General features: G+C 69.3%; 16 protein-coding genes and 1 other RNA gene. 15 read left to right on the top strand and 2 right to left on the bottom strand.

Features of this window, described 5'->3' with window-relative positions; all coding sequences use genetic code 11:
* Nucleotides 1-25: 25 nt before the first annotated feature.
* The gene (locus tag ACY0MJ_RS00505) at nt 26-454 is read right to left on the bottom strand and encodes an acyl-CoA thioesterase (RefSeq protein ID WP_462636275.1); all 429 of its coding nucleotides are present in this window, start codon (nt 452-454) and stop codon (nt 26-28) included.
* 41 nt (nt 455-495) lie between these two features.
* Between ACY0MJ_RS00505 and ACY0MJ_RS00500 the strand changes: the two genes are divergently transcribed.
* The 15 genes from ACY0MJ_RS00500 to rnpB all read left to right on the top strand — a co-directional run bounded on the left by ACY0MJ_RS00500 (nt 496) and on the right by rnpB (nt 12,686).
* Nucleotides 496-2,370: an ABCB family ABC transporter ATP-binding protein/permease gene (locus ACY0MJ_RS00500; RefSeq protein WP_462636274.1), complete on the top strand. Its 1,875-nt coding sequence runs from the start codon at nt 496-498 to the stop codon at nt 2,368-2,370.
* Nucleotides 2,370-2,726: a hypothetical protein gene (locus ACY0MJ_RS00495; RefSeq protein ID WP_462636272.1), complete on the top strand. Its 357-nt coding sequence runs from the start codon at nt 2,370-2,372 to the stop codon at nt 2,724-2,726. The genes ACY0MJ_RS00500 and ACY0MJ_RS00495 overlap by 1 nt, the downstream gene beginning before the upstream one ends.
* Nucleotides 2,727-2,731: 5 nt before the next feature.
* Entirely contained in the window at nt 2,732-3,181 is a 450-nt protein-coding gene (locus tag ACY0MJ_RS00490; protein ID WP_462636270.1) for a metallophosphoesterase family protein, read from the top strand.
* 50 nt (nt 3,182-3,231) lie between these two features.
* Nucleotides 3,232-4,101: a M23 family metallopeptidase gene (locus tag ACY0MJ_RS00485; protein ID WP_462636268.1), complete on the top strand. Its 870-nt coding sequence runs from the start codon at nt 3,232-3,234 to the stop codon at nt 4,099-4,101.
* Nucleotides 4,025-4,429 carry a VOC family protein gene (locus ACY0MJ_RS00480; protein ID WP_462636267.1) on the top strand — a complete coding sequence of 135 codons (405 nt, stop codon included), beginning with the start codon at nt 4,025-4,027 and terminating at the stop codon, nt 4,427-4,429. The genes ACY0MJ_RS00485 and ACY0MJ_RS00480 overlap by 77 nt, the downstream gene beginning before the upstream one ends.
* A 21-nt stretch (nt 4,430-4,450) precedes the next feature.
* On the top strand, nt 4,451-5,395 hold the full coding sequence (locus ACY0MJ_RS00475) for a LysR substrate-binding domain-containing protein (protein WP_462636266.1): 945 nt from the start codon (nt 4,451-4,453) through the stop codon (nt 5,393-5,395).
* Between the two features lie 169 nt (nt 5,396-5,564).
* Entirely contained in the window at nt 5,565-6,449 is an 885-nt protein-coding gene (locus ACY0MJ_RS00470; protein WP_462636265.1) for an amino acid ABC transporter substrate-binding protein, read from the top strand.
* 61 nt (nt 6,450-6,510) lie between these two features.
* Nucleotides 6,511-7,272, top strand: a complete 762-nt coding sequence (locus ACY0MJ_RS00465) for an amino acid ABC transporter permease (RefSeq protein WP_462636264.1) — start codon at nt 6,511-6,513, stop codon at nt 7,270-7,272.
* 1 nt (nt 7,273) lies between these two features.
* Nucleotides 7,274-7,942: an amino acid ABC transporter permease gene (locus ACY0MJ_RS00460; RefSeq protein ID WP_462636263.1), complete on the top strand. Its 669-nt coding sequence runs from the start codon at nt 7,274-7,276 to the stop codon at nt 7,940-7,942.
* A gap of 28 nt (nt 7,943-7,970) precedes the next feature.
* Entirely contained in the window at nt 7,971-8,708 is a 738-nt protein-coding gene (locus ACY0MJ_RS00455) for an amino acid ABC transporter ATP-binding protein (protein WP_462636689.1), read from the top strand.
* A gap of 126 nt (nt 8,709-8,834) precedes the next feature.
* The gene (gene pyrC, locus ACY0MJ_RS00450; protein ID WP_462636262.1) at nt 8,835-9,869 is read left to right on the top strand and encodes a dihydroorotase; all 1,035 of its coding nucleotides are present in this window, start codon (nt 8,835-8,837) and stop codon (nt 9,867-9,869) included.
* Nucleotides 9,866-10,621 carry an NYN domain-containing protein gene (locus ACY0MJ_RS00445; RefSeq protein ID WP_462636261.1) on the top strand — a complete coding sequence of 252 codons (756 nt, stop codon included), beginning with the start codon at nt 9,866-9,868 and terminating at the stop codon, nt 10,619-10,621. Before pyrC ends, ACY0MJ_RS00445 begins: the two co-directional genes overlap by 4 nt.
* Entirely contained in the window at nt 10,618-11,394 is a 777-nt protein-coding gene (locus tag ACY0MJ_RS00440; protein ID WP_462636260.1) for a DUF3025 domain-containing protein, read from the top strand. Before ACY0MJ_RS00445 ends, ACY0MJ_RS00440 begins: the two co-directional genes overlap by 4 nt.
* 69 nt (nt 11,395-11,463) lie before the next feature.
* Entirely contained in the window at nt 11,464-12,330 is an 867-nt protein-coding gene (gene htpX / locus ACY0MJ_RS00435) for a protease HtpX (protein ID WP_462636259.1), read from the top strand.
* A 22-nt stretch (nt 12,331-12,352) separates the two neighbouring features.
* Nucleotides 12,353-12,686: RNase P RNA component class A (gene rnpB / locus ACY0MJ_RS00430), an RNA gene on the top strand.
* Here the strand turns inward: rnpB and ACY0MJ_RS00425 are convergent.
* A complete protein-coding gene (locus tag ACY0MJ_RS00425; protein WP_462636258.1) occupies nt 12,687-14,321 on the bottom strand; it encodes an MBL fold metallo-hydrolase in 1,635 nt (544 codons plus the stop codon).
* Nucleotides 14,322-14,372: the final 51 nt, after the last annotated feature.

Genomic DNA, 14,372 nt, shown 5'->3' with positions numbered 1-14,372 from the left:
CGCCGCGGTGGCCGCCGGCCCCGGTTCAAGGTTTCGGGATCGGCGTCGGCTTGCCGTTCTCGTCGATCGCCACGTAGGTCAGCAGCGCCTCGGTCACCTTGCAGAAGGTGCCCTGCGCGCGGAAGCTCTCGGCGAACACTTCCACGTCGACCGTGATCGAGGTGTTGCCGATGCGCGTGATGGACGAATAGAAGCTCAGGATGTCGCCCACCCGCACCGGCTGCTTGAAGACGAACTCCTTCACGGCCACCGTCGCCATGCGGCCGCGGATGATCCGCGCCGGGATCACCGAGCCCGCCAGGTCGACCTGGGCCATGACCCAGCCGCCGAAGATGTCGCCGTTGCCGTTGGTGTCCGCCGGCATGGGGATGACCTTGAGCACCAGTTCCTTGTCGGAGGGCGGGGCGGCCGGGGCGGAGGAGGGCGCGGGGCGCGCGCCTGGATTTGCGGACATGGGCACAATCTGGAGGGAATCAGCTGAACGGATTGTCCTCCATGCGCCGCAGCGGCGATCGCTCCTCCCTCCCGCCTCCCCCGCCCGCCGGCCCGGCGGCGGGCCGCTCCGACTGGAGCACCCTGAAGCGCCTGTTCCCCTACCTGGCCCGGTACAAGTGGCGGGTGGGGGCGGCGCTGCTGTTCGTGCTGGCCGCCAAGCTGGCCAACGTGGGCGTGCCCATGCTGCTGAAGGAGCTGATCGACGCCATGGACGTCAAGCCCGGGAGCGCGGCGTCCATGCTGGTCGTGCCCGTCGGGCTGCTGGTCGCCTATGGCCTGCTGCGCCTGTCCACCACGCTCTTCACCGAGCTGCGCGAGCTGGTGTTCGCCAAGGCGACCCAGGGGGCGGCGCGCAGCATCGCGCTGGAGACCTTCCGGCACCTGCACTCGCTGTCGCTGCGCTTCCACCTGGAGCGGCAGACCGGCGGCATGACGCGCGACATCGAGCGCGGGGTGCGCGGCATCGAGTCGCTGATCTCGTATTCGCTCTACAGCATCGTGCCGACGCTCGTGGAAGTGGTGCTGGTGCTGTCCATCCTCGGCGTGAAGTTCGACGCCTGGTTCGCCTGGATCACGGGCGGCGCGCTGGTCGTCTACATCGTCTTCACGGTGAGCGTCACCGAGTGGCGCACCAAGTTCCGGCGCGAAGCCAACGAATACGACTCCGCCGCGCACACCAAGGCGGTGGACTCGCTGCTGAACTACGAGACCGTCAAGTACTTCAACAACGAGGAGTTCGAGGCGAAGCGCTACGACGTGAGCCTGGACCGCCTGCGCCGCGCGCGGCTCAAGAGCCAGACCACGCTGTCGCTGCTGAACACCGGCCAGCAGCTGGTGATCGCCATCGGCCTGGTGGCGATGCTCTGGCGCGCCACGCTGGGCGTGGTGGACGGCCGCATGACGCTGGGCGACCTGGTGATGGTCAACGCGTTCATGATCCAGCTGTACATCCCGCTCAACTTCCTGGGCGTGCTGTACCGCGAGATCAAGCAGAGCCTCACGGACCTGGACAAGATGTTCACGCTGATGGACCGCGAACGCGAGATCGCCGACCGCCCGGGCGCACGCCCCCTCCCGCTGGCGGGAGAGGGCGGGGGTGAGGGCTCTGCGGCCGACTGGACCGTCCGCTTCGACCACGTCCACTTCGCCTACGAACCCGGCCGCCCGATCCTGCACGACGTCAGCTTCGAGATCCCGTCCGGCAAGACGGTCGCGGTGGTGGGCCCCTCGGGCTCGGGCAAGTCGACCCTGGCGCGCCTGCTCTACCGCTTCTACGACGTGCAGCAGGGCCGCATCACGATCGCCGGCCGCGACGTGCGCGACGTCACGCAGGCGAGCGTGCGGCAGGCGATCGGCATCGTGCCGCAGGACACGGTGCTGTTCAACGACACGGTGGAATACAACATCGCCTACGGCCGCCCCGGCGCCAGCCGCGAGCAGGTGGAGGAGGCGGCGCGCGCCGCGCGCATCCACGACTTCATCGCCTCGACGCCGCGCGGCTACCAGACCATGGTGGGCGAGCGGGGGCTGAAGCTCTCCGGCGGCGAGAAGCAGCGCGTGGCGATCGCGCGCACGCTGCTGAAGAACCCGCCCATCCTGATCTTCGACGAGGCGACCTCGGCGCTCGACAGCGCCAACGAGCGCGCGATCCAGGCCGAGCTGAAGAGCGCGGCGCGCAACAAGACGGCGCTGGTGATCGCGCACCGGCTGTCCACGGTCGTGGACGCGCACGAGATCCTGGTGATGGAGGCCGGCCGCATCATCGAGCGTGGCAGCCACGCGGAACTGCTGGCCCGCGGCGGCCGCTACGCCGACATGTGGGCGCTGCAGCAGAGCGCCGAAGGCGAGCGCTTCGCCGAAGTGATGGGGATGTGATGGCGGACCCGGCCGCTTCCGGCGAGGACTTCGCCGAATACGTCGCCCACGAGGACTTCCGCGCCGGCCTGCCGGCCGGGCGCTTCCGCGTGGTGGTCAACCCGAAGCTCGCGCGCCGCTACGTGTCGCAACGGCTGTTGCTGCTGGTGGCGGTCATGCCGGTGATCGGCCTGGGGATCGCCCTGGCCCTGCTGGGCGCGATCTGGGCCGGCGCGGCGCTCGTGGCCGCGGGCATCGCGCTCAATCGCGTCGTGATGTGGCAGGCGCCCAGGATCCTGCTGCACCTGGCGTTGCGCGATCCCAAGGTGTATGCCTTCGCCACGGGCAACGGCCTGATGGAAGTCCGGCGGGCCTGAAGCCCATGGCGCTGCGCGTGGGCCTCGTTTCGGACACGCACGGGCTGCTGCGGCCGGAGGTCCTGGACTGGCTGCGTGGCAGCGAGCACATCGTCCATGCCGGCGACATCTGCGACCAGACGGTGCTGGCGGCCTTGGGCGAACTGGCGCCGCTCACCGTCGTGCGCGGCAACAACGACCGCGGTGGCTGGGCGGCGGCGTTGCCCGAAACGGCCACCGTGCGACTCGGCGGCGTCGCCGTGCACGTGATCCACGACCTGAAGGAACTGGACCTGCCCGCCGGCGTGCGGGTGGTGGTCTCCGGGCACTCGCACCACCCGAAGGTGCAGGAGCGCGATGGCGTGCTGTACGTGAACCCGGGCAGCGCCGGGCCGCGCCGCTTCAAGCTGCCGATTTCCGCCGGCGAGCTGCGGATCGCCGACGGCGAGGTGACCGCCCGTCTCGTGCAGTTCTGAAGCCTTTGCCCGTCGCTTGAAAAGCGCGCGCCCCTTGCTATCGTGGACGCATGAAAGCCGCGGCGTCCCTGCTGCTCGCGCTGCTGCCCCTCGCCGGCGCGGCGGCGGACGCGCCCGACGCAGAGACGCGCTGCGCGATCGGCCGCTTCCGCCACTGCGACACGGCGCTGGCGGTGCAGCGCGGCCTGTTCGAAACCGGCCTGGTGCCCGTCTTCCCGCCCGGGGCGCACTGCCGCGGCATCGACGAAGGCTACGCGATCTCCTACACGCACAAGCGCAGGCACGAGGCGTGGCACGGCGGCATCGACATGCCGGCGCCGGCCGGCACGCCCATCCTCGCCGCGGCGGCCGGCACGGTGGTCGCCGTGCATCGCGGTGAGCACAGCTTCCGCGGCATCGAGATCGTGCTGCGCCACGCGCCCGAGGACACCGGCATCCCGGCCTGGATCTACACGCAGTACGCCCACCTGTCGGCGCTGCCCGCGCTGGTGCCGGGACAGCGCGTCCGCCTGGGGCAGGTGCTCGGGCCGACCGGCAACTCCGGGATCGACCTCACCGGCGTGCAGTCGGTGCGACGGCGGCCGGCGATCCACTTCGCCGCGTTCTTCAGCGCCGTCGAGGGATTCGCCGACCTGGACGAGCGCATCATTCCCGTGGACGGGCGCTGGATGGACCCGGTGGCGCTCTACCGCGGCAGCCTGCCGCTCGATTCGCAGGCCATGCGCGCGCTGCCCGAGGCGGACAAGCGGGTGGACGTGGCCGTCCTGCTGGAGGATGGCACGATGCTGCCCGCCGGTGCGAAGATCGTCTGGCCGTATGCCTGCACGGGCAACGAGGAGAGCCATGCTGAAGATCCGCGAAATCGACCACCTCGTCCTGCGCGTGCGCGACGTGGACGCCATGATCCGCTTCTACGGTGAGGTGCTCGGCTGCCCCGTGCACCGCATCGACGAGAAGATCCGCCTCGTGCAGCTGCGCGCCGGCCGCGGGCTGATCGACCTGGTTCCGGTGGACAGCGAGATCGGCCGCGCCGGCGGCGCCGCGCCGGGACGGGAAGGGCGCAACATGGACCACTTCTGCCTGCGGGTGGAGAACTGGGACGCCGAGGCGATCGGCGCGCACCTGCGGGCGCACGGCGTGGAGCCGGGCGCCGTGGCGCGGCGCTTCGGCGCGGAAGGGCAAGGACCGTCGATGTACGTGACGGATCCGGAGGGCAACGTGGTGGAATTGAAGGGGCCGCCGGACTGACGGTGGTCATAATCCCCGGCCATGGAAACCAAATGGCTGGAAGACTTCGTCAGCCTGGCCGAGACGCGCAGCTTCAGCCGCTCGGCGCAATTGCGGCACGTGACGCAGCCGGCCTTTTCGCGGCGCATCCAGGCGCTGGAAGCCTGGGCCGGCACGGACCTCGTGGACCGCAGCTCCTACCCCACGCGCCTGACCCCCGCGGGCGAGACGCTCTACGCGCAATCGCTGGAAATGCTCCAGGCGCTGCACAGCACGCGCGCCATGCTGCGCGGGCATGCGTCGGCCGGCCACGACATGATCGAGTTCGCGGTGCCGCACACGCTGGCCTTCACCTTCTTCCCCGCCTGGGTGTCCAGCCTGCGCGGCAAGTTCGGGCCGATCAAGAGCCGGCTGATCGCGCTGAACGTGCACGACGCCGTGATGCGCCTGGTGGAAGGCAACTGCGACGTGCTGATCGCCTACCACCACCCGGCGCAGCCGCTGCAGCTGGACCCCGACCGCTACGAGATGGTCACGCTCGGCACCGAGTCGCTGGCGCCGTACTGCCGCCCCGGCGAGGACGGCGAGCCGCTGTTCCGCCTGCCCGGGCGGTCCACGCAGCCGCTGCCCTACCTGGGCTACGCCCCCGGCGCCTACCTGGGGCAGGTGACCGACCTGCTGCTCAAGCAGGCCGGCATCGCCATCCACCTCGACCGCGTCTACGAGACCGACATGGCCGAAGGCCTGAAGGTGATGGCGCTGGAAGGGCACGGCGTCGCCTTCCTGCCGTACAGCGCCGTGCGCAAGGAACTGCGCGCGCGCAAGCTGGTGTCCGCGGCGCCGCCGGAGCTGCCGCCGCTGGAGATCGTGATGGAGGTGCGGGCCTATCGCGAACGTCCGTCGCGCAAGCAGCCCGCCAAGGGCACGGCGCAGGAGCTCTGGACCTTCCTCGCGACAGGCGGCGCGGCGCCGCTGCCGGAATCCTGACGGGGGACTTGCTTGCGGTGGCATGCCACCGGGCATAAACCCTGCTTACGGGTGTGCTCCGCAGGCTCTAAGCTTCCGGACGCCACCGGGCGGCCGCGACCGGCGCGTGGAGCCGCCCTAGAATCCGCCTCGCGCATCCAAGACACGCGCAACACCCAAGGAGATTTGAATGAACAAGAAGTTTCTGCTGGCCGCCGCCCTGACGGTGGCTGCCTGCGGCGTGTTCGCCCAGGCGAACGACACGCTCGCCAAGGCCAAGGCCAACGGCAAGGTCGTGATGGGCGTGCGCGAATCCTCGGCGCCGCTGTCGTACACGCTGGGCAACAACCAGTACACCGGCTACCACGTGGAGCTGTGCCAGCGCATCCTGAAGTCCATCCTGCCGGGCGTGCCGGTCGAATACGTGCCCGTGACGTCCGCCAACCGCATCCCGCTGGTGCAGAACGGCACCGTGGACATCGAGTGCGGCTCCACGACGAACAACACGGCCCGCCAGAAGGACGTCGCCTTCGCGCTGACCACGTACGTCACCGAAGTGCGCACCGCCGTCAAGGCCGATTCCAAGATCGACTCCGTCGCCGACCTGAACGGCAAGACCGTCGCCACCACGACCGGCACTACCTCCGTGGCGCTGCTGCGCAAGAACAAGCGCGCCCAGGGCATCCAGTTCAAGGAGGTCTACGGCAAGGACCACGCCGACAGCTTCCTGCTGCTCGAGTCCGGCCGCGCCGACGCCTTCGTGATGGACGACAACATCCTGGCCGGCCTGATCGCCTCGTCCAGCAATCCCAAGGCCTACAAGATCGTGGGCGAGACGCTGAACGTCGAGCCGATCGCGATCATGATCCGCAAGGACGACCCGAAGTTCAAGGCCGCGGTGGACGACTACATCCGCAAGGCGATGAAGGACGGCGAGATCAAGCTGCTGTACAACAAGTGGTTCATGCAGCCGATCCCGCCGAAGAACACCAGCGTGAACCTGCCCATGGGCAAGATCCTCACCGAGCTGGTGGCGCACCCGAACGACAAGCCCGCGGAAGCCTTCAACCAGTAAGGCCCCCGGCCGGCCGCGCGCGCCGCGGCCGGCATGATTCGAACGAAAAAGAGGAGAGGGGATGGCGCTGGATTGGCAGGTCTTCTGCCAGGACACGATCGACCGCACGGTGGTGGCCGGCTGCTTCGGCACCGGCGGCCTGAAGGGCACGCAGACCTACCTGGACTGGTTCCTGTCCGCCTGGTGGCAGACCGTGCTGGTCGCGGGCCTGTCGATGATCGTCGCCCTGGTGGCCGGTTCCCTGGTCGGCACCATCCGCACCCTCCCGGAGAGCCCCTGGCTCACCCGCTTCGGCAACTGGTGGGTCGAGCTGTTCCGCAACATCCCGCTGCTGGTGCAGCTGTTCCTCTGGTACCACGTGGTGCCGGTGGTCTTCCCGGCCTTCGCCGACACGCCCAAGCTGGCGCTCGTCGTGGCGGCGCTGGGCCTCTTCACATCCGCCCGCATCGCCGAACAGGTGCGCGCTGGCATCCAGGCGCTGCCGCGCGGGCAGCGCTACGCCGGCATGGCCCTGGGCTTCACGACCCCGCAGTACTACCGCTACGTTCTGCTGCCCATGGCCTTCCGCATCATCGTGCCGCCGCTCACGAGCGAGGCGATGAACATCTTCAAGAATTCCTCGGTGGCCTTCGCCGTGTCGATCACCGAGCTGACCTTCTTCGCCCAGCAGGTGGGCGAGGAGACGGCCCGCGGCATCGAGGTCTACCTGGCCGTGACCGCCGCCTACGTGGTGTCGGCCTTCGCGATCAACCGCATCATGGCCCTGATCGAGCGGCGGGTGCGGGTGCCCGGCTTCGTGGCCAGTACCGGCGGCGGACACTGACATGGCCGCGCTCGACTTCTCCTTCTTCACGCCGGACGTCTTCCGCGCGTTCATCCTCAAGGGCCTGTACTTCAGCCTGTGGCTGACGGTGGTCGCCACGCTGGGCGGCATCGTCCTGGGCACCCTGCTGGCGCTGCTGCGCCTGTCGGGCGTGAAGGCGCTGGAGCTGCCCGCGGCCATCTACGTCAACGGCATGCGCTCCATCCCGCTGCTGATGGTGCTGCTGTGGTTCTTCCTGATGGTCCCGCTGATCATCGGCCAGCCGATCGGCGCGGAGACGTCGGCGGTGATCACCTTCATCGCCTTCGAGGCGGCGTACTTCTCCGAGATCGTGCGTGCGGGCATCCAGTCGATCCCGCGCGGGCAGGTGTACGCCGGCCAGGCGCTGGGCATGAGCTACGGGCAGAACATGCGCCTGGTGATCCTGCCCCAGGCCTTCCGCAACATGATCCCGGTCTTCCTGACGCAGACGATCATCCTGTTCCAGGACACCTCGCTCGTGTACATCATCACGGCGCACGACCTGCTGCACGGCTTCACCGTGGCGGGCAACAACCTGAGCCATCCGCGCGAGGCCTACATCCTCGCCGCGGTCTTCTATTTCGTGATCTGCTTCTCGCTGTCCTGGATGGTCAAGCGCCTGCAGAAGAAGATCGCCATCATCCGCTGAGAACGGCACCATGAGCGAACAAAGACCCATGATCGACATCCGCAACGTGTCCAAGTGGTACGGGCCGGTGCAGGTGCTGACCGACTGCTCGGTGCAGATCAACAAGGGCGACGTCGTCGTGGTCTGCGGGCCTTCCGGCTCGGGCAAGTCCACGCTGATCAAGACCGTCAACGGCCTCGAGCCGATCCAGAAGGGCGAGATCTACGTCGACGGCACGCAGGTCAACGACCGCAAGACCCAGCTGCCCAAGCTGCGCAGCCGCGTGGGCATGGTGTTCCAGCACTTCGAGCTCTTCCCGCACCTGTCCGTCACCGAGAACCTGACCATCGCGCAGGTGAAGGTGCTCGGGCGCAGCAAGGACGAGGCGCACGCGCGCGGGCTGAAGATGCTGGACCGCGTGGGCCTGATGGCGCACAAGGACAAGTTCCCCGGCCAGCTCTCCGGCGGCCAGCAGCAGCGCGTGGCGATCGCCCGCGCGCTGTCGATGGACCCGATCGTCATGCTCTTCGACGAGCCGACCTCCGCGCTCGACCCCGAGATGGTGGGCGAGGTGCTCGATGTCATGGTGGGGCTGGCCAAGGAAGGCATGACGATGATGGTGGTCACGCACGAGATGGGCTTCGCCCGCAAGGTCGCCAACCGCGTGATCTTCATCGACGTGGGCGGCCGCATCCTGGAAGACTGCTCCAAGGAAGAGTTCTTCGGCAACCCGGACGCCCGCCAGCCACGCACGAAGGACTTCCTGAACAAGATCCTGGCGCACTGAAACAGCCTTCACCGCAGAGGCGCAGAGGACACAGAGGCACGCAGAGGCCATCCAGATTGGCTCTGCGCTCCTCTGCGCTCTCTGCGCCTCTGCGGTGAATGACTTGCTGTCTGGGAGAATGCTCCCATGTCCCAGACCCTCACCATCACCCGCCCCGACGACTGGCACCTGCACGTGCGCGACGGGGCGGCCATGGCCTCGGTGGTGCCGCATTCGGCGGCCCAGTTCGCCCGGGCGCTGATCATGCCCAACCTCAAGCCGCCGGTGACCACGGCGGCGCTGGCCGCGGCCTACCGCGACCGCATCCTCGCCGCCGTGCCGGCGGGCGTGGCCTTCCAGCCGCTGATGTCGCTGTACCTTACCGACAACCTGGCGCCGGAGGAGATCGTCCGGGCCAAGGCCGCCGGCGTCGTCGCCGTCAAGCTGTACCCGGCCGGCGCCACGACCAACAGCGACGCCGGCGTCACCGACATCCGCAAGACCTACAAGACGCTCGAGGCGATGCAGCGCGAAGGCATCCTGCTGCTGGTGCACGGCGAGGTGACGGATCCCGCCGTCGACATCTTCGACCGCGAGGCGGTGTTCCTGGAGACGCAGCTCGCGCCGCTGCAGCGCGACTTCCCGGAGCTGAAGATCGTGGTGGAGCACATGACCACGCGCGAGGCCGTGCAGTACGTGCGCGCCGCCGGCCCCTTCACCGCCGGCACGATCACGGCGCACCACCTGCTGTACAACCGCAACGCGATCTTCACCGGTGGCATCCGCCCCCACTACTACTGCCTGCCCGTGCTCAAGCGCGAGGTGCACCGCCAGGCGCTCGTGGAGGCCGCCACCAGCGGCAGCCCGCAGTTCTTCCTGGGCACCGACAGCGCGCCGCACCCGGCGCTGCTGAAGGAACACGCGCTGGGCTGCGCCGGCTGCTACACGGCGTTGTCGGCCATGGAGCTGTACGCCGAAGCCTTCGACGCCGCCGGCGCGCTGGACAAGCTGGAAGGCTTCGCCAGCTTCCACGGCGCGGACTTCTACGGCCTGCCGCGCAACAGCGGCAAGCTGACGCTGAAGAAGGAGACCTGGCAGCTGCCCGAGAAGGTGCCCTTCGGCGAGGCGGAGCTGAAGCCGCTGCGAGGCGGCGAGACGCTGGCGTGGCGGGTGGCGGCATGAAGGAACGCCCGCGGGTCGCCCTGCTGATCGATGCCGACAATTCGCCGGCCGGGAAGATCGACCTGATCCTGAACGAGCTCTCCACCTTCGGCGAAACGAACATCCGGCGCGCCTACGGCAACTGGAAGAAAAACGAGCTGAGGGGGTGGGAGGAACTGCTGCACGAGCACGCCATCCGGCCCATGCAACAGTTCGACTACAGCAAGGGCAAGAACGCCAGCGACATGGCGATGGTGATCGACGCGCTGGACCTGCTGTACACCGACCGCCCCGATGCTTACGGCATCGTCTCCTCGGATTCCGATTTCACGCCGCTGGTGATGCATCTGCGCGCGAAGGGCGCGGCGGTCTACGGCTTCGGAGCGCGGAAGACTCCGGAGCCCTTCGTGAACGCCTGTTCCCGTTTTCTGTTCCTCGATGAACTGCAGGATCCATCCGCCGAGCAGGCCGCACCGGAATCCGTGCCTGCGCAGCCCCTGCGGATGTCCACGGCGCAGCTGAAGCAGGACACGCGCCTGGTGACCCTGCTGCGCAACGCCGTGCAGGCCGCGGCCGACGACAGCGGCTGGGCCCGAGTGGGCGCCGTGGGCCAGCAGATCGCCAACCAGGCGTCCCTCGACTCGCGCAACTACGGCTACGCGACCCTGACCAAATTGTTGGCCGCGACGCAGCTCTTCGAGATGACGGACGAGGGGAAATCCAGCGTCGCCGTCCGCGACAAGCGGGCGGCCCGCAACGGCCCGAAGGCGTGAACGCGCAGATCGCCTGGCAGGCGCCCTGGTTCGATCCGTGGCGGGAGCCCGGCGGCCGCGTCGAAGCAGCGGTGCTGCGGGACCAGCCACTGCACGAGGCCCTTGCGGACGCCGGGCCCGCCCCCGTGCGCTTCGTCCCGCAGGAGCGGCTGCCCGCCGGGACGGCCTATGAGCAGTTCATCTTCTCCCGCCGCGAGGTGCCGGTGCGCCCGGGCCTGCACGACTTCTTCAACGGGCTTGCCTGGCTGCAGTTCCCCCTGGCCAAGTCGGCGCTCAACCGGCTGCAGGCGCAGGAGCTCGCGCGCGATGGCGTCGGCGCCCGGCGCGGCCCCGTGCGCGACGCGATCACCGTCTTCGACGAGAACGGGGCGCTGCTGCAGGCGCCGCCGGCGCTGTGGGGGGCGCTGCGCTCGCGCGAGTGGCGGCGCCTGTTCGTCGAACTGCGGCCGCTGTGGGGGCAGGCGCGCCTGTGGATCTTCGGCCATGCCCTGCTGGAGCAGCTCGCCGCGCCGCGAAAAGGGCTGACGGCGCATGTCTGGTGCGCCGATGCCGCTCTCGAATCCGTAGCATCCGCGGACGCCTGGCTGGCCGCGCAGTGCACGCCGGAGCGCCTGGCGGCCAAGCCGTTCACGCCGCTGCCGGTGCTGGGCGTGCCCGGCTGGTGGGGCGAAAACGAGAACTTTTCCTTTTATGATGACTCCCTCGTATTCCGTCCACGCAAGACGCCAGAACCCACTCCAACAACAACGTCCGCGGGCTCCTCGCGCTCTTGATTTCCGGCAGGCGCCACCTCATCTGGCGCGCGAGGGTGATCCTCTTCCACCCTTCGGAGTTTCCAAGCAATGAAACGCATCTTCCTCTTCCTGGCAACCAACCTCGCCGTGGTCGTCGTGCTCGGCGTGGTCGCCAGCCTGCTGGGGGTGAACCGCTACCTGACCGCCAACGGGCTGAACCTGGGCGCGCTGCTCGGCTTCGCGTTCATCATGGGCTTCGGCGGCGCCATCATCTCGCTGCTGCTGTCCAAGCCCATCGCCAAGTGGAGTTCCGGCGTGCAGGTGATCGAGCAGCCGCGCAACGCCGACGAAGCCTGGATCGTCGAGACGGTGCGCCGCTTCGCCGACAAGGCCGGCATCGGCATGCCCGAGGTCGGCGTGTTCCAGGGCGAACCCAACGCCTTCGCCACCGGCGCCTTCAAGAACAATGCGCTCGTCGCCGTGTCCACCGGCCTGCTGCAGGGCATGACCCGCGAGGAGGTGGAGGCGGTGATCGGCCACGAGGTCGCGCACATCGCAAACGGCGACATGGTGACCATGACGCTGATCCAGGGCGTGATGAACACCTTCGTCGTGTTCCTCTCGCGCGTGATCGGCTACATCGTCGACGGCTTCCTGAACAGGGGCGAGCAGCGCTCCGGCCCCGGCATCGGCTACTTCGTCACGACCATCGTGCTGGACATCCTGCTCGGCTTCCTGGCCGCCATGATCGTCGCCTGGTTCTCGCGCCAGCGCGAGTTCCGCGCCGACCGCGGCTCGGCCGACCTGATGGGCCGCAAGCAGCCGATGATCCACGCGCTCGCGCGCCTGGGCGGCATGGTCCCTGGCGAACTGCCCAAGGGCCTGCAGTCGATGGGCATCACCTCGGGCGTGGGCAAGCTGTTCTCCACGCACCCGCCGATCGAGGAGCGGATCGCCGCGCTGCAGAACGCCTGAGCGGATGGGATAATCCGGACGTGAAGCCCGCCAGGCCGCCGCTGGTGCAATCGCCGAAAGGCCGCACTGGAGGAACGTCCGGACTGCACAGGGCAGCGTAGCAGGTAACACCTGTCCACCGCGAGGTGAGGATCAGAGCAACAGAGACGAGTCCCGAACCGAGCGCGAGCGAGGGGAGGGGGTGAAACGGGCAATCTCTACGCGCAGCAATACCAAATAGGCCGGCTTTGACGTGGTCCCGCGGAGCTGGCGGGTAGGTAGCACCGAGCCGGTGGGGCGACCCCCGGCCCAGAGGAATGGCGGTCACGCCTGGGCGACCAGGCGCACAGAATCCGGCGTATCGGCGGGCTTCACATTTACGCGGCGAGCTGCAGCGCCTCGATCCGCTGCACGTGCGCCAGCAGCGAGCGCTTCGCCATCGGCCACATCCGCGGCGGCACGTCCGCGTAGGCCAGTTCCACCCAGTCTTCCAGCGTCCCGCCCGGGCGGGCGCGCATGGCCGCCACGACGCGTGCCTCGCGCTGCAGGCGGTGCGCCTTCAGGTGCGCGATCGCCTGCTTCGCGAAGCCCAGCACGTGGCCGTGCGCCGGCAGGATGAACTCGATGCCGTGCGCGTCGCAGGCGGCGGAGAGCCGGTCGAGCGAGTCGAGGTAGGCGCTCATGTCGCCGTCCGGCGGATCGACCACCGTGGTGCTGCCGTTGAGGATGTGGTCGCCCGAGAACAGCAGGCCGTCCTCGCGCAGCACCAGGCAAAGGTGGTTGGCCGCGTGCCCCGGCGTGTGCATCACCTGCAGGGTGTGCGTGCGTCCGCCGCCTTCCAGCACGAGCACCTCCCCCTCGGCCAGCGCGCGGTCGGGCGTGAACTCGCTCGCGGGGCGCGCCGTCGGCGCCGAGGGCAGGCCCAGGATGGGCGGGCGCACGCGGCACAGCGCCTGCAGCGGCCGCGCGCCGGGCGAGTGGTCCGCATGCGAGTGCGTGCACACGATCATGCGGATGTCGCCGTTGGTGGCGCGCCAGAGGCGCTGCTGGTGCTCGGGCTCCTCGGGGCCCGGGTCGATCACGAGGTAGCCGGTGTCGGGGTCGCCGACGATGTAGCTGTTGGTGCCGGGACCCGTCATCACGCCGGGGTTGGGCGCGGTGACGCGCACCACGTTCTTCAGCAGCGGCACGGGCTGGTCGGTGCGCCAGTCCAGGTGGTGCAGCATCTGGCCGTCCGGGCAGACCAGCGCCAGTTCGCCGTACTGCATCTCGTGCTCCATGAAACGCGCCTCGGCGCCGTTCACCAGGCCCGCGCGCGGGCAGCTGGTCCACAGCGGCTTCCCGCCCGCGCAGGCGGCCAGCAGCGCGTCGACGGACGCGAAGGACTGCAGCCGCTCCAGCGTGCGGATGGTCGGGAAGATCATGAAGAACTGCCCGGCGCGGTGGCGCTCCAGCGCGTCGGCGGGGCGCACCCAGGCCGGCTCGAACTGCTCGGCCTCGTCGGCCACCGGCACCTGCCCGGCGGGCATGCGGGCGGCCAGGAAGGGCACGTCGAAGCGGCGCGGCAGGTCGCGGTCGGTGATCCAGTGCGCCAGCACGAAGACCTGGTCGGCCGCGAGCACGAGCCCGCGTTCGCGGCACTGGGCGGCGAAGGGCGCGCGCCGGTCGAGCGCGGCGATGTCGCCGGCATCCACCGGGCGGCCGTCGGCGTGGCGCGCCAGCAGCACGCCCAGTTCCTCGAAGCTTTCGCGGATCGCGGCGATCGACTGGGTGAGCTGCAGGTCGTCCTGGCCGGGGCGCCGCGCCGCGATCGCGTGGGCCTGCGCATCCGCCGGGTCGATGCCGCCGCCGGGGAACACGTAGGCGCCGGGGGCGAAGCTCGCCGTGGGCGAGCGGCGGGTCATCAGCACCTCCAGGCCGGCGGCGCCGTCGCGCAGCAGCAGCACCGTGGCGGCGGGACGGGGAACGGCGGGTTCGCGCTGCGGATGCAGCAGCTGGCTGGCGCGGGTCATGCGGGCATTATTGCTCCGGCCTCGCGTCCGCCCCGCCGGCCTGTCCACCGG

The organism is Ramlibacter sp. bp-362 (genome assembly GCF_054956735.1).
Note: the sequence above shows the minus strand (reverse complement) of the source record. Positions and strands in the feature narration are given on the sequence as shown.

Excerpts from the sequence above, each read along its gene's own strand:
- ACY0MJ_RS00505 (WP_462636275.1), bottom strand. The coding sequence starts at position 454 with ATGTCCGCAAATCCAGGCGCGCGCCCCGCGCCCTCCTCCGCCCCGGCC.
- ACY0MJ_RS00500 (WP_462636274.1), top strand. The coding sequence starts at position 496 with ATGCGCCGCAGCGGCGATCGCTCCTCCCTCCCGCCTCCCCCGCCCGCC.
- ACY0MJ_RS00495 (WP_462636272.1), top strand. The coding sequence starts at position 2,370 with ATGGCGGACCCGGCCGCTTCCGGCGAGGACTTCGCCGAATACGTCGCC.
- ACY0MJ_RS00490 (WP_462636270.1), top strand. The coding sequence starts at position 2,732 with ATGGCGCTGCGCGTGGGCCTCGTTTCGGACACGCACGGGCTGCTGCGG.
- ACY0MJ_RS00485 (WP_462636268.1), top strand. The coding sequence starts at position 3,232 with ATGAAAGCCGCGGCGTCCCTGCTGCTCGCGCTGCTGCCCCTCGCCGGC.
- ACY0MJ_RS00480 (WP_462636267.1), top strand. The coding sequence starts at position 4,025 with ATGCTGAAGATCCGCGAAATCGACCACCTCGTCCTGCGCGTGCGCGAC.
- ACY0MJ_RS00475 (WP_462636266.1), top strand. The coding sequence starts at position 4,451 with ATGGAAACCAAATGGCTGGAAGACTTCGTCAGCCTGGCCGAGACGCGC.
- ACY0MJ_RS00470 (WP_462636265.1), top strand. The coding sequence starts at position 5,565 with ATGAACAAGAAGTTTCTGCTGGCCGCCGCCCTGACGGTGGCTGCCTGC.
- ACY0MJ_RS00465 (WP_462636264.1), top strand. The coding sequence starts at position 6,511 with ATGGCGCTGGATTGGCAGGTCTTCTGCCAGGACACGATCGACCGCACG.
- ACY0MJ_RS00460 (WP_462636263.1), top strand. The coding sequence starts at position 7,274 with ATGGCCGCGCTCGACTTCTCCTTCTTCACGCCGGACGTCTTCCGCGCG.
- ACY0MJ_RS00455 (WP_462636689.1), top strand. The coding sequence starts at position 7,971 with ATGATCGACATCCGCAACGTGTCCAAGTGGTACGGGCCGGTGCAGGTG.
- pyrC (WP_462636262.1), top strand. The coding sequence starts at position 8,835 with ATGTCCCAGACCCTCACCATCACCCGCCCCGACGACTGGCACCTGCAC.
- ACY0MJ_RS00445 (WP_462636261.1), top strand. The coding sequence starts at position 9,866 with ATGAAGGAACGCCCGCGGGTCGCCCTGCTGATCGATGCCGACAATTCG.
- htpX (WP_462636259.1), top strand. The coding sequence starts at position 11,464 with ATGAAACGCATCTTCCTCTTCCTGGCAACCAACCTCGCCGTGGTCGTC.
- ACY0MJ_RS00425 (WP_462636258.1), bottom strand. The coding sequence starts at position 14,321 with ATGACCCGCGCCAGCCAGCTGCTGCATCCGCAGCGCGAACCCGCCGTT.